Source organism: Candidatus Binatia bacterium (assembly GCA_035631035.1).
GTDB lineage: Bacteria > Eisenbacteria > RBG-16-71-46 > SZUA-252 > SZUA-252 > DASQJL01.
This window is the reverse complement of the sequence record DASQJL010000012.1, coordinates 1-14,716: the sequence shown is the minus strand read 5'-3', so window position 1 is coordinate 14,716 and position 14,716 is coordinate 1. Positions and strand designations below refer to the sequence as shown.

Genomic DNA, 14,716 nt, shown 5'->3' with positions numbered 1-14,716 from the left:
GCGCCGCGTCGATTTCCACTTGACCCCTCCGGGGACGCTTCCGTACCGTTCCCCCACGGCCCCCTCGAATTCGCTTCACCTGCCGCGCTGCCCCCGTCGTACGTCATGCACGGACTCATTCCATCCGCGCGGGGTACCCTGAACGCATGAAGACGTCGCTGTCCTTGACCCCGGTCCCGATCGCGCTCGCGCTCGTCCTGGCCGCGATCGGGGTCGCGATCTGGGCGTATGCCACGCGCTATCCGGTGCTGCCGCCGCGCCAACGCGCCATCCTGCTCGGCGCGCGCCTCCTCTCCCTGATCGCGCTCCTCGTGGCGTCCCTGGCCCCCGTCGCCCGGTTCCCGACCGCGTCCAAGGAGCGGAACCGGCTGCTCGTGCTCGTGGACCATTCCGGGAGCATGGAGGTGCGCGACGCGCCCGGAGGCCGAAGCCGCGTCGGGGCCGCCGACAGCGCCGCCGCCGCGATCGCGCGGGAGCTGGGCCGGCGCTACGACGTGCGCACGGCGCCCTTCGACGCCGCGCTCGGCGCCTTCGCCCGCGGCGCGCCCCCGGCCTCCACGGCCGACGGCCTGACGGGCGAGACGGCGCTGGGGGATGCGCTCCGCGAAGCGGCGTCGCGCGTCGACCCCGACTCGGTCGCCGCCCTGGTCGTCGTGAGCGACGGCGCCGTCAACCGCGGCGAAGACCCCGAGCGCGCGCTCGACGCGTCGCTCCCGGCCTTCACGCTCGTCGCGGGCTCGGCCACCGATCCCCCCACCGTGGGAATCGCGGGGGTCGAGGCGCCGCTGGAAGCGGTCCTCGAGCGTCCGGCCGCCGTGCACGTGACCGTGCGCCAGGGCACGCGCCCGGCCTCGCGCGGCACGATCCGCCTGGGGGAGGGAGGGCGTGAGCTGGCGAAGTCGCCGTACGCGCTCGCCGGTCCCGGCGCATCGAGCCGCGTGAGTCTTCCCTGGACCCCGCTCACGGCGGGGAAGCATTTCCTCTCCGTCTCGCTCGATCCCGTTCCGGGCGATCCCATGCGCGAGAACAAGGCGCGGCTGATCGCCGTGGAGGCGCGTCCCGCCAAGCGCACGGTCCCGGTGCTCGCTTCCTCGTGGGACTGGGACCTCCGGTCGCTCGCGCGCGGCATCCAGTCCGACACCTCGTGGGCGGCGCAGCGCCTCACCTCCTCCGGGGCCGATGCCGTCAGCGCGCCGGACGGCGCGACCTCGTCGCTGGCCGCGCGGCTCCAGAACGCCGAGGCCGCGGTCGTCCGCTACGACACCCGCACGATGACGCCCGAGCGGGCGCAGACGCTGCTCCGCTACCTGGAGCGCGGCGGCGGGCTTCTTCTCTGGATCGATCCCGAGGGCCGCATGCCGCCGGAGTCCCCCCTCTCGCGCGCCCTGGGCCTCTCGTGGGGCTTCTGGGGGCGGGACCCCGGCCTGGACGCGCCCGCCGACCTGACTCCGGCCGGACGGGTGCACGAAGTCACGCTGCTCGAGGGGGACGCGGCGAGCGCGGCCAGCACCTGGCGCGGGCTTCCTCCCGTGAAGCCCCCCGTCGCGCTCCGCGCGACCGGAACCGCCGTCGTCCCGATCCTGACCGTGCGCGTGGACGACGCCAACATCCCGCTCGTCATGGCGGGGAAGGTCGGCGCGGGCCGGGTCCTCGTCCTGAACGCGGCGGGCGTCTATCGCTGGGGGCTCACCGCGGCAGGATTCGGAAACGGCGCCGGCGTCGAAGCGGCCTTCTTCGGCGGCGCCACGCGATGGCTCGCCGCCTCGGGCGAGGACCGGCCGGTGCGCATCACGGCGCCCGACATCACCCCGGAAGGGCGGAGCATGGCGGTGCGCGTCACGGTGTCCCAGCCGCTCGGCCCCGGCGCGACCGCGAGCGTGCGCGCGCGACGGATCGGCGCGACGGGGCTTCCCTCGGGCGGATCCGCGGCCGAGGGATCCGGCTCGGCCAGCGCCGGGGGTGGCGCGGCGCTGACCCTGGCCGAGCCGGGCGTCTACACCGGCTCGCTGGCGGTGGCGCCGGGGGTCTACCTCCTCGTCGGGCGCGTGGAGCGCGGCGGAAGCCTGGTCGGCATGGACAGCGTTCGCGTGGCGGTCGGAGCGCAGGGGATCGAGTTCGAATCGCTCGCGGCCGAGCCCGACGTGCTCGCGCGCCTGGCCGAGCGCTCCGGCGGCGCGAGCGCGCCTCTTAGAAATCCCGAGGCCGTGATGAAGCGGCTGCGGTCGCCGGATCTCGTCCGATCGCGCCTGGCCCAGATCGACCTCTTCCACAATCCGCTCCTCTTCGTCGTGCTGGTGCTCGGGCTCGCGCTCGAGTGGGCGCTCCGGCGCCGGTTCCATCTGATGTAGTGAGGCGGCGCTCCCGAGCGCCGAGTCCGCGGCGTCGCCGCCCGGCACCCGAGCCGGTTTCGTTCCGTTCCATCGCCCCCGCGCCTCCGGAAATCGGAGGTCGTCATGTTCCGCCCGTCGCTCGCGGCGCTCGCCCTCGCCGCTTGCCTCTCCGCGCCCGGCGCGCCGCCGCCGCTCGGCCCCGCGCAAGCCCGCGCTGATCTCGTGCTGAACGAAGTGCTCTACGATCCCGCCGGCACCGACGATGGGAACGAGTGGGTCGAGCTGTGGAATCCCGGGCCCTCGCCGGTCGCGCTCGCGGGCGTCGTGATCGAGACGGCGGACGGCTCGCGCCCGGATGTCTGGACCGCGGCCTACCGCGGGGCTTCCGCCGACACCATCCCTCCGCGCGCGCCGTTTCTCGTCCGGAGCCTCTCGAGCGCGCTGCAGAACGGGCCGGACGCGCTGCGCCTCGTGCGCGACGGCGTCGTTCTCGACCTGCTCGGCTATGGCGCGCTCGAAGCGGCATCGCTCTCCCTGGGAGCCCCCGCGCCCGACGCGGCGTCGGGCCACAGCCTGGCCCGGCGCGTGGACGGGGCGGGCGCGCAGAGCAACGCCGACGACTGGGAAGAGGAGCCGGCGCCCACGCCCGGGCGCGCGAACCACCCGGACGAGCGGGTCGCGCTCGTGCCGGGCGGTACGAGCCTCGATCCCGTCGTGCCCTGGCCCGGCGAAACGGTCGTGCTCCGCGCGCGCATCGTCAATCGCGGCCGGCTTCCGCTGGCCGCCTCGCGCTGGCGGCTCTTGGCGGAATGGGAGGACGCCTCGCCGAGCGGCGCCGGGCGCGGAGAGGCGCTCCCCGCGGCCGTCGCGCGGGGCGTGGCGCTCGCGCCGGGAGAGAGCGCGTCGGTCGACCTCCGCCTCGAAGCCGCGACGGCGGGGCCGCTCCGCGTGCGCCTGCGCGCGGCGCCCGCGGAGGGGGCAGCGCCCGCGTCCGATCTCGCCGACACCGCCTGGATCTCCGGACGGACCCTCGCCGCGCCCGCCGTGGTGAACGAGATCGAATTCCACGATGCCGGCGCGGGGGAGTGGGTGGAGCTCTGGTTTCGCGACGTGGTGCCGGACGTCGGCGCTCTCGCGCTATCCGACGGCTCCTCGCCGCCGCGGCCGGTCGCGCGCGGGGCGGTCCCGCGCGCGGCGACGGCGGGGACGCTCCTGGTCATCGCCCAGGATCCCGCGGCCGTGCGCGCCCGGTATGGACTGGATTCGACGACGGTGCTCGGCCTCGCCGGCTCCTGGCCGGCCTTGAACGACGGCGACGGCCCGGACGGCTTCGCCGATCTCGTGCGCGTGATGGGGTCCGACTCCATTCCCTGCGACGTGATCCGCTACGACGCGCGGGCGGTCTCGCGGGGCGGGAGTCTGGAGCGGCTCTCCCCCGATCTGCCGGGCCATCAGCCCGGGACCTTCGGCGAGTGCGTGGATCCGGCGCGGGCGACCCCGGGCCGGCCCAATTCGCTCCGCGCCCCCGAGGGGGGCTTCGCTCCGCGCGGCGCGCTCTTGCTCGCGAGCGGGCGCCTGCTTCGCCGCGGGGCCGATAGGCCGCCGCTTCTCTTCCGTCTCACGCCGGAAGCGCGCGGACGCTCGCTCGTCGTCCAGGTCTACGATCTTCTCGGGCGCCGCGTGCGCACCCTGGTGGCGGGGCAGCGCTACGCCAGCGAGGGCGCATTCGCGTGGGACGGCCGCGACGCCGGCGGAGCGTGGGTGCGCCCCGGACTCTACGTCGTCGCGGCCGAGGCCGTCGCGGAGGACGGGCGCGGACCGCGGCGCACGGCGATCCCGGTCGCGGTGTCGGCGGCAGGGACCGCCCGGTGACGCGCCGCCCGGCACTCGGCGTCGTGGCGCGCCGCCCGGCACTCGGCTTGGTCGCGGCCTTCGCGGTGCTCGCGGCACCGCCGCCCGGCGGGGTGGCTCGCGCCGCCTTCGACCTTCGAAGCGCGGCTCCATCGGCCCTCGGGGCGGCGTCGGCGGACCTCGCGTTCGATCCGATCCACGATCGCGATCGCGCGCCCGCCTGGATCGCCGAAGCGAGCCATGCCTCGCTCTACGGCGTGCCCGGACTCGCGGCCGACCGCGTCGCGGCGGGGCGCGGGTGGCCCCGGTTCACGGTCCTCGCCGCCTGGTCGCGCGCCGGCACGCCCGACCTTTCCGAGTCGGTCCAATCCCTCGCGCTCGATGAGCGCGGCCCCCGCGCGATCCGGATCCGCGCGCGCATGGAACGGCTTGCGCTCCGCTTCGCGGGCGATCCGGAGGCCGCGGGGTGGGCCGGGGGCGCGGGGATCGCCGCGCGGCTCGCGGGCGCTCGCGGCAACCTCGAGGTGGTCCTCGACGCCGACCGGATCGTCCGGAGCCGCGGCGCCGAGCGTCTCGGGGCCGGTCCCTCCGCTGCGGCGGTGGTGCGGCTGCGGTCGGGCGGCGTCACGGTCGCGCTGGCCGACCGCTGGGAGCGGACGGGGCGGAGAAGTCCCCGCCTCGCGATCGAGCTGCCGGTCGCGTCGCTCCTCACCCTGCGCGCCGCGCGCGGTGAGGGTCCGGGCCGGCTGGGCTTTTCGCTCGCGGCGCGATGGGGGCGCCTCGAGATCGCGGCGGGCCGCCTGGACGGCGCGGCCGGCGACGGCATCGCCTCCCTGAGCGTCGGTCTCGCCGGTGACGAAAGGGGACGGCCCGCGACGACCGCGGACCGCCCCCCGGAGGAACGCCTCGCGCGCGATCGCGCGCCGAGGTCAGCGGAGCAGAATGAGCTTCTTGGCGTCGGAGGCGCCCGGTGCCGTCATGCGATAGAAGTAGGCGCCGCTCGCGAGCGGCCGGCCGCCGTCGTCCACGCCGTCCCAGCGCGCGGTGTACACGCCCGGCTCGTAGGATTTCTCGACGAGGGTGCGCACGTGGCGGCCGCCGACGTCGAAGATGTCGATCCGGACGGGGCCGCGCTGCGCCACCGAGAAGCGGATCGTGGTGGCCGGGTTGAACGGGTTGGGCGCGTTCTGGAAGAGCTGCGTGCGAACGGGCGGAGCCTGGCCCGCGGGATCCTCGAGCACCGCCGTCGGCGAGTAGCAGGGGTTCTCCAGGAAATAGCTCTGCGTGATCGCCTTGGCCAGCTGAAGGCGCTCGCCGCCCTCCTCGATCGAGTTGAAGCTGAATCCCATGAAGACGGCCCGCGCGCTGTCGGTGCCGAACGAGACGTACTTCGTGGCATAGCGCGTGGCGGCGGGCTGCGTGTTCGGGTAGCGGAGCAGGACGCCCCACTTGCCGCCGGACTGCGCCTGGTTGGAGGGAGTGATGAGGTCGAACTTGTTGATGATGGGGCAGTCCCCGTTCAGGTGGAAGAACCGCCCGGCGGCCGGACCGCCGGCCACGCCCGAGACCATCGGGTGGAGCGTATCGGCGGGCTGCGTCTCCCAGCTGTCGCGCAGGTAGCGCGCTCCGGCGGTGAATCCCATGAAGCTGTTGTAATCGGCGCCGCTGGCCGTCAGCTCGTACCCCACGTCGTCGCCGGTGATCCAGAGGTTCCGGTCCCGTCCGGATTGCTGGATCCACGACTGCAAGACCGCCTCGTCCTGCGGTGTGATCGTGAACGACGAGAGATCCCCCGAGTGCCAGATGATCGTCTTGTATTGCGTCAGCGAGGCGACGTTGGTCGGGGGCCAGTGGTACTGGATGTCGTTGGGATCGGAGCCTCCCAGGCAGTTCCCCACGCCGCTGCTCGGTCCGTTCACGTCCCAGGTATCGAACTTGTACCCCAGCGCCTTCAGCGCGTCGGCGATCCGTGGCGACGTCTCGCGACCGGAGAAGTGGTTCACGAACAGAATGGTGGCCAGGCTGTCGAAGCAGCCGTTTCCGGGGTTGGTGGCCGTCTTGAGGGGCAGGATCGACGCGGTCAGGTAGTGCTGCGCCGAGACGGCGTCGGTCGGATAGGTCGCCGTGTTGTTCATGCTGTCGGTGGCGGAGAAGTAGTACTGCAGCGTCGTGCCGGCCGCATAGCTCGCGGCGGGCACGTCGGCGTAGAAGCGGGTCGGGATCGCCGGCGCGACGTTGACGAGCGGCGTGGAGCTGAAGGCGCCGCTCGGAGCCGTCCGGTAGAACAGGAACCCCTGCTTGTACCCCAGCGACGTGTTCACGTTGACCACCGTCGTGTCGCCGACGGCGCTGTTGAAGTTGTCGTCCTTGTAGAACGGCGTCGTCGAGAACGTATCGTTGAAGAGATCGAGATCGCGCACCACGAACGACGGTGGCGCCGTGCCGATCACGCCGATGGCGACGTTGTCGAAGAACGCATAGACGCCGTTCGGCGAGGAGATGCCGTCGCAGAAGGTGGCCGAGTAGTCGCGCAGGCCCAGCTGGACCTGAAGCGAATCGTGCTCGCCCGCGCCGGGGAGCGGAATCCGCTGCCGCGCCCAGTCCTTGCTGCCGCCGTAGTAGACGAAGAAGGTCGGATCCTGCCACGCGCTCCAATTCCCGCCCACGTTCTTCGTGCGGAAGTTCAGGTGGTAGTAGAAGCACGCCTGGAGCGGCAGGTTCCGGTAGACGTCGAATTCCACGAACGCGTCCGACGCCCGGTTGATCGCGACGGGGGGCATGTTCAAGAGGTCGTCCATGCGGGGGACCAGGGACTGGACGACGGGATCCCACCCGGTCCAGACCTTCGACGTGTTGCTGGAGCAGACGTCCTCGGTGAAGAGGTTGCCGCTCAGCCAGAAGAGGTCTCCCACGCCCGGATTCGTCGTGACCGACCAGTGGCCCGCGTTGCCGTGGCCGTCGTCGAACAGCCGGACGTCGGTTCCCGCCTTGATCGTGACGTTGTCGATGATCCAGCCATCCCCGTTGTAGAGCCCGTCGGCCGAGGAATATCCGACGTCCGACGTGAACTTGAATCGGAAGGAGACCGGGTTGTACTTGAGCCGGGTCGAGTCGGGGATGACGACGGTCACGGTGTCGCAGTTGTTCTGATTGTTCGGGACCGCTCCCGTGAACGTCGCGAGATTGTTCCAGTCGGCGTCGTCGGGATCGAAGATCTGGACGCTGCCGAAATCGTACAGCGGCTCGGCGTTGAACCGGTGCCGGAATCCGAGCGTCACCGGCGTTCCGGCCGGAATCCCGCTCAGGTCGACGATGTTGGAGAGGTACTGCGTCCAGTCGTTGTCGTAGCCCGCCCGATTCGTGTCGTAGATCCAGGTCGAGTCGACGAGCCCACACCACCAAGCCGCTCCCTGGCAGCTCAGCAGGCTGTCGACGTGCCACGCCGTCGGCTTGAGCGACTGGTCGTAGTGCGACCAGCCCCCCTCGTTGTTGGGGCTGGATCGCGTCTCCAGGCTGTCGCGAAACACATAGAGCGTCTCACCGGCCGCGGGCGCGCGCTGGATGCGGCCCGGTTTCATCCCCGGGGGCATGAGCTCGAGCGACGATGCCTGATTCCGCACGACTCCGGCCGGGGGCGGTTCGACTCCGGCGGGCGCCGTGCGGGCCGCATGAGCCGACGCCGGAATCGCGGCGGCGAGAACGAGGGCGAGGAAGACAATGCGGCTACGAAGCGGGCGCATGGGGGGAGTCCTCCGGACGATACGGGGCGCAGCCTGGAAACGAGGGGGAACGGTGATCCGGGATGGGAGACGCGGCATGTCGCCTTCGTGATCCCTTGGAGTCCGAGGTGTCGCGACAGAGGCAAGCGACCGGAAACCGAGCGTGGGTGCGCTAAGGGCGGCATGATAACCGATCGCGGCGCCGAAGTCGAGGGAAATCGTGTGCTGCGTTCAGCTTGCGACGTCGCCCGTGCGGGCGCTCCGGCACCGCTCCGGGTCGCGTTGTTGGCCCCTTTCCGCTTTGCTATCATGCGACGGAAAAGGCAACTAGCGATTTCGGGACTCCTCGCGGCGCTCGCCGCCGCCCCGCACGCGTGTGCGGCCGCGGACGCCGAGTCCGCCGCCGTGTGGCTCCCCGAGGAGACCGGCGATCTCGAGGCGCCCGACCGTCTCGAGGAGAGGGGTCCCGAGGCCGGGCCCGGCGCTGGAGCGCGGTCCGACCTTCGCGAGGGTCGCTGGAAGCCGAAGCGCGTCTGGGCGGAGGCGGCGTGGCGTCCGCTGGGCTCGGTGCGAGCGGAGTGGCTGGCGCTCGCGAACGGCGCGGCCTGGGGCACGCTGGGGATCCGGCGCGGACCCCGCGCGGCTCTGGTGGCCGGGGCCATCGTGGTGCGCCGTCCGCCGTCGCTCTTCGGTGAGGCGCTCGGACTCACGCGCACGCTTCGCGCCCCGCGACGGCCCGAGCCCGGCTTCGAGTCTGGCCTGCCGATGCTGGAGGGGCCGCGCGGCGCGTCGAGCCCCGCCGTGCGCGGAGCGGCGACGGCGGCTGCCGCCGGCCCGGTCGCGGCCTGGGGGCTGATCGGGAACGACGGCGATGATCGCCTCCTTCACGCGGGCGGATTCGCCTGGCGCCATGGAGCGCTGGCCGCGACGGTCGCCGCGGGCGCGGTCCGCGGCGCCCGGCGCGCCGGTTCGCTGTCGGCGGGTTTGGGGCGCACCGCCGGAGAGGATCGCCTCTCCTGCGAAGTGCTCCTCTCGCGCGAGCGGGGTCCGGAGCTCCTCGCCGAGGCCGTTCGCTCCGCCGGGCCGCTCGCCGTGGAGGCGCGCTGGCGCCGAAGGCCGGGCGAAGCGAGGCCGGTCGCGGGGGAGCTCGTGGCGCGCTGGGGCTTGGGCCCGATGCGGGCGCGGCTATCCTGGCGTCCGTGGTCGGCGCGGGCGCCGGCCGACGACGGGCGTGTCGAGCTGGAGACGACGGTGAGAGACGCCGGTCGCGGTCCGATACGAATGCGGCTCGGGGCGCGTGCCGCCGAGGACGCGCTCCTGTCCTCCAGCGGAAGCGGCGGCGAGCGCTACGCCATCGCGGACGTCGGCATCGCGCGCGAGCGCGGTCGCGCGTTCTCGGTCCTCGTATCCGTGCGGGATTCCCGCCGGGCGGCCGGGAGCGCGATCGCGTCGGCATTCGGGGGGCGGCTGGCGCTGTCGGCGCGGGGACGCGCCGGAGCCGTGCTGGTGATGCAGGCACGGCGCGCGGCCGCGCGGAGCGGGTCGGAGGGCGACGCGCCGGCCGCATGGACCGCGTCGCTCGCGCCCTCGGGAGCGGAGACGATCGCGGCGCACGCGGGCTCCGGCATCGCCGCTTCGGGCCGGGCCTGGGTTCGGATGGGTGGATTTCGACTGGAAGCGCTCGTCTCCGACGCCGCGGCGCCGGAGGGAGAGGGATCGTCCGCGGGCTCGCTCCGCATCGAGTGGGGGCGGGGAGACCAATAGAATCGTCCAGGGGGAGACTCTGGAGGATCGGGGGATCGCATGCGTTACGCGGATCGGATGAGCCAGCTGGGAACGGAGACCGCCTTCGAGGTGCTCGCCAAGGCGCGGGCGCTCGAGGCGAAGGGACGCTCCGTCGTGCATCTCGAGATCGGAGAGCCGGACTTCGACACGCCGGCCGCGATTCGCGCGGCGGCGGTGCGCGCGCTGGAGGAGGGATTCACCCACTACGGCCCCTCGGCGGGCCTGCCGGAAGTGCGCGAGGCGATCGCGGCCCACATCGCGCGGGACCGCAAGCTGACGGTGGCCGCCGACCAGGTCGTGGTGACGCCCGGCGGAAAGCCGGTGCTCACCTTCGCGGTGCTCGCCTGCGTCAATCCGGGCGACGAGGTGATCGTTCCCAACCCGGGCTTCCCGATCTACGAGTCGGCGGTCCGCTTCGCCGGCGGCACGCCGGTCTCGCTCGCGCTGCGCGAGGAGCGCGGCTTCCGCTTCGGCGCGGCCGACGTGGAGGCGCTGATCACCCCGCGCACGAAGATGCTGATCCTGAACTCGCCGCACAATCCGACCGGATCGGTTCTCGACCCCTCCGACCTCGATCAGATCGCCGCCCTCCTGAAGGGCAAGGACATCTGGGTCCTCTCGGACGAGATCTACTCGAAGATCCTGTACGACGGGGTGCACGAATCGATCGCGACACGCCCCGGCATGCAGGAGCGCACGATCCTCCTCGACGGCTTCTCCAAGACCTATGCCATGACCGGCTGGCGGCTGGGCTACGGCGTCATGAACCCAACCCTCGCCAAACATGTCGCGCGGCTGGCCACGAACGTCTATTCGTGCGCCACGTCGTTCGTGCAGCGGGTGGCGCCGACGGCGCTGGGCGGGCCGCAGGACGAGGTGAAGGCGATGGTGGCCGAGTTCCGCCGCCGGCGCGACGCGATCGTGGCGGGGTTGAACGAGGTTCCGGGCGTCACGTGCGCCAAGCCCTCGGGGGCGTTCTACGTGTTCCCGAACGTGAAGGGGCTCGGGATGAAGTCCTCCGAGGTGGAGCACGCGCTCCTGGAGGAAGGGGGCGTCGCGGCGCTCTCGGGAACGGCGTTCGGCTCGTTCGGCGAGGGCTACCTGCGCTTCTCCTACGCCAACTCGATCGACAACATCCGGGAGGGATTGAAGCGCTTCGGCGCCTTCGTCGAGAGCCACAGCAAGGCCGCGCGATGAATCGATGAGCGCGACCTTGTCCGGCGGCTCGGCGATTCCATGAGCGATCCGGCGCGACGCGTCTTCATCACGCTCGGCGGCAACGCGATCCTCCCCGCGCGCGGGACGGGGACGTTCGAGGAGCAGTGCGCGATCACGCGGACCACGATGCAGCCGATCGCGGCGCTGATCCGCGACGGCGCCCGGGTGGTGCTCTCGCACGGCAACGGGCCCATCGTCGGGAACATCCTGATCCGGAACGAGGCCTCGCGCGACCAGATCCCCCCGATGCCGCTCGACGTGTGCGGGGCCGACTCGCAGGGCGGCATCGGCTACATGATGCAGCAGCTGCTCCAGAACGAGCTGAAGCGGATCGGCCTGGGGGACCGGACGGTGGTCACCGCGGTCACGCAGGTGCTGGTGGACGAGCGCGATCCGGCCTTCCGCAGGCCGACCAAGCCGATCGGCCCCTTCTACACCCAGGAGCGGGCCCGCCTTCTGGCGCGCGAGAAGGGGTGGACGGTGGTCGAGGATTCGGGTCGCGGCTATCGCCGCGTCGTGGCCTCGCCGCGTCCTCTCGAGGTGATCGAGATCGGCGCCATCCGCGAGCTGGTCGAAAGCGGCGCCGTCGTGATCGCGGCGGGGGGAGGCGGGATCCCGGTCACGCGCCAGTGGGACGGGGCCCTTCACGGCATCGAGGCCGTGATCGACAAGGATCTTGCGGGCAGTCTGCTCGCGCGCTTGCTCGGCTGCGAGCAATTGGTGATTATCACCGGCATCGACCGGGTGGCGCTGCACTACGGCCGGCCGGAACAGCGCGAGCTGACCGAGGCGACCGCCGACGAGATGGCCGGCTGGATGGACGAGGGGCATTTTCCCCCGGGAAGCATGGGGCCGAAGATCCAGAGCGCGATCGAGTTCCTCCGCGGCGGCGGCCGCGAGGTGGTGATCACCTCGCCGGGGAACCTGATCCCGGCGCTGGCGGGGCAGCAGGGGACGCGCATCCGGCGCGATTGAGCGCCGCTCGCGGCGGGCGGAACGGCAGCCGTACGGGAAGACGGCCGAGGGGGAGGGAGGATGGGCGGCAAGGAGGCGACGGTCGCAGGGCGCGATTCGGGAATCGCGGTGCGCGATCTCTCGGTGGCGTCGGACGGGCGCTGGGCGATACGCGGGTTGACCTTCGCCGCGCGAGCGGGGTCGCTGCAGCTGATCCTGGGCGAGCGCGACACCGGAAAGACCGCGCTCCTCGAGACGATCGCGGGTCTTCGCGCGCCGTCGAAGGGCGCGGTGCTGGTGGGCGGAGAAGAGGCTCCTCCGGCCGCGCGGCGCCGCGCGCTGGCGCTGATTCCGCGTGAAGCCCCGATCCGCCAGCTTCGGGTCCTCGAGCGCCTCCTCCTCCACGACACCCCGCGCGCCGCGAAGGTCGGGATCCAGTGGAAGCAGGGTCGCGAGGAGGCGCGCGCTCTCGCCGCGCGCGTGGGGCTGGATGCCCTCCTCGACGTGCCGTACGAAGCGCTCCGCCCCGTCGAGCGGAAGCTGATCGAGGTCGCCGCCGCCGTGCGCCAGCGTCCGGCCGCGCTGCTCCTCGACGAGCCGACCGCCGACCTCGGTCCGCACGAAGCCCGCCACTTCCTCGCCATCCTCCATCGAATCCTGGGCGAAGAGAAGATTCCCGGGGTGCTCGCCACGACCTGGCCGCGCGACGCGTTCCCCGAGGGCTCGTCCGTCTCCATCCTGTGGCGCAACGCCGATCCCGCGACGCTCTCGCTGGACGGGATGACCGAATCGGCGCTGGTCGAGCGCTGGACCGGCGGCCTCGACATCCGCCGCGCGCCCAGCGGTCCGCACGCGCCCGGAGACGTGCTCCTTCGCGTCGAGGGGTTGATCTTGCACGGCCGTGGCCGCGAGACGTCGCTCGCCGGCGTGGACTTCGACGCCGCGGCGGGCGAGGTGCTCGCGATCGTGGGCGCCCCGGCCGACGGGCTCGATCTTCTCCACGACGCGCTCCTCGGAAACCGGCGTCCCGACCAGGGCTCGATCCATTTTCTCGGGAAGGAGATCGCCAAGGCTCCGCGCCGCGTGCGCGTCGAGTCGGGGATGACCTTCGTGAACCCGCCGATCGCGCGGGATCAGTCGGTGGACGAGTTCACCGTCGAGGAAAACCTCATCCTGGGGCAGACTCACGTGCCTCCCTTCGCGCGGAAGGGGTTCCTCCGGCCCGAGTCGGTACGGGGGAATTGCCTCCGCGCGCTCGAGGACTTCGAGATCGTGGGCGCCACGCCCAAGACGCGCCTGCGCGATCTGAGCCTGGGGCAGCGGCAGCGGCTCATCGTCGCGCGCGAGGTGATTCACAACCCGCGGCTTCTGGTCGTGCGGTCCCCGGGGCAGGGATTGTCGCTGGACGCCCAGGAATACGTGCGCCGCACGCTGATCCTCCAGTGCGAGCGGGGGAGCGGCCTGTTGTGGCTGACCGACGAGCCCGAGGAGGCGATGCGCGTGGCCGACCGGCTCGCGGTTCTCACGCTGGGCAAGTTCGTGTGGCTTCCCGTGACGGAAACCCTCACGCGCGAGGCGATCATCGCGGAGATGTCGGGAGCGGCGGCGTGACGCGGGCGCCGGGCTTCCGCGGGAGGGCCCGATGATCCCGGGCCGCTGCCGCGCGGGCAAACGGGAGATCCTGGCCAACGCGCTCGTCCTGCTCGCCCTGATCGGCGGGACGCACGCGCTCGGCGTCGGCGTGCTCGACCTGAATCCCTCGCGCTGGACCGCGCCCTGGACCGGCGACGTGGTCCTCGTGGGTGCGGGGCTCCTCTTTCTGGGCGTCGCGTTCCTGATGCCGCTGCACGGCGGGATGATCAATCTCGGCATCCACGCCGAGTTCCTCGCGGGCTACTCGGTGGGCGCCATCATCGTCCGCGGCGGCGTGTTCGGTCCCGGGCTGCAGGCGGGGCTGGGCCTGGTGGCCGGCGCGGCCGTGGGGGCGCTGGTCGGCTTCGGGATCGCGGCGCTGCGTCAGAAGTTCGCGGTGCACGAGATCCTGAGCGGACTGCTGGGGGCGGCGCTCTTCGTGCCGCTGGCCCGGGCGCTGTCGGTGGACCGGATGGCGCCGCCGGCGCTCGCGATCGATTTCCCCGCGTTGACCCAGCCGCTGAAGTGGGCGCCGGGGCTGTCGCTGGCTCCCGGCGTGGTGCTCGCCTGGGGCATCCTGCTGCTCGCCCTCTCCATGGTCGTGGCCGTGCTCTTCGCGCACTTCCTGCGCGCCACGGTCAGCGGCTTCGAGGTGCGCGCCTCGGGCGCCAATCCGCTCGCCGCCGCCGCGATCGGCACCGACGTCGAGGGAATCCAGCGCTCGATGATGGCGCTGGGCGGCGCCTGCGCCGGCGTGACCGGCGCGCTCCAGCTCTGGACCTCGCCGGCCGTGGCGCTCGAGCGCTGGCCCTTCCCGCTCGGCTTCGCAGGAATCGCCGTGGCGCTGCTCGGGCTGGGCTCCCTGCGCGGTGCGGCGATCGCCGCGTTCGTGCTCGCGGCATGGCTCAACACCCCGTACGTGGCCCAAGTCCTGGGCCAGCCCGGCTATGGCGCCGGAGCGGCCGCGTTGCTGCTCTTGCCCGCGCTGTGGATCCTCCCCCGCACGTTCCCCGACTTCGGCGCGCCGCGAGCGGTGTGGCGCACGAGGCACCGGGAGGGGTAGCGCCTCCGCTCAGCTCCGTTTCGCTCTAAGCCTCCGCTCTTCCGTACCCGTCATCCCCGACGCCACGAACGCGCCACCGTGCGCGGGGAGGATGGTCATGCTTCGAACGTGGGTGCTGGTGCTGTGGCTCTTGGCCGCGACGATTGCCGCGTCGCTGATCGCTC

The 14,716-nt window shown here is 72.5% G+C and carries 8 protein-coding genes; 7 read left to right on the top strand and 1 reads right to left on the bottom strand.

Annotated features, from left to right (window positions below):
* The first annotated feature begins 146 nt into the window (after nt 1–146).
* The gene (locus tag VE326_01285; GenBank protein ID HYJ31829.1) at nt 147–2,348 is read left to right on the top strand and encodes a hypothetical protein; all 2,202 of its coding nucleotides are present in this window, start codon (nt 147–149) and stop codon (nt 2,346–2,348) included.
* A 105-nt stretch (nt 2,349–2,453) separates the two neighbouring features.
* Complete coding sequence (locus VE326_01280; GenBank protein HYJ31828.1) at nt 2,454–4,202, top strand: lamin tail domain-containing protein; 1,749 nt, start codon at nt 2,454–2,456, stop codon at nt 4,200–4,202.
* 908 nt (nt 4,203–5,110) lie between these two features.
* Here VE326_01280 and VE326_01275 read toward each other — a convergent pair.
* The gene (locus VE326_01275) at nt 5,111–7,921 is read right to left on the bottom strand and encodes a FlgD immunoglobulin-like domain containing protein (GenBank protein HYJ31827.1); all 2,811 of its coding nucleotides are present in this window, start codon (nt 7,919–7,921) and stop codon (nt 5,111–5,113) included.
* Between the two features lie 288 nt (nt 7,922–8,209).
* Here VE326_01275 and VE326_01270 point away from each other — a divergent pair, with 288 nt between their 5' ends.
* From VE326_01270 to VE326_01250, 5 genes are read left to right on the top strand one after another with little or no spacing between them, the layout of a single operon-like run.
* A complete protein-coding gene (locus VE326_01270; GenBank protein ID HYJ31826.1) occupies nt 8,210–9,664 on the top strand; it encodes a hypothetical protein in 1,455 nt (484 codons plus the stop codon).
* A gap of 57 nt (nt 9,665–9,721) precedes the next feature.
* A complete protein-coding gene (locus VE326_01265) occupies nt 9,722–10,882 on the top strand; it encodes a pyridoxal phosphate-dependent aminotransferase (protein HYJ31825.1) in 1,161 nt (386 codons plus the stop codon).
* A gap of 39 nt (nt 10,883–10,921) precedes the next feature.
* A complete protein-coding gene (gene arcC, locus VE326_01260) occupies nt 10,922–11,878 on the top strand; it encodes a carbamate kinase (protein ID HYJ31824.1) in 957 nt (318 codons plus the stop codon).
* 60 nt (nt 11,879–11,938) lie between these two features.
* A complete protein-coding gene (locus VE326_01255) occupies nt 11,939–13,468 on the top strand; it encodes an ATP-binding cassette domain-containing protein (GenBank protein ID HYJ31823.1) in 1,530 nt (509 codons plus the stop codon).
* A 31-nt stretch (nt 13,469–13,499) separates the two neighbouring features.
* Nucleotides 13,500–14,552, top strand: a complete 1,053-nt coding sequence (locus tag VE326_01250) for a hypothetical protein (protein ID HYJ31822.1) — start codon at nt 13,500–13,502, stop codon at nt 14,550–14,552.
* The last annotated feature ends 164 nt before the right edge of the window (nt 14,553–14,716 follow it).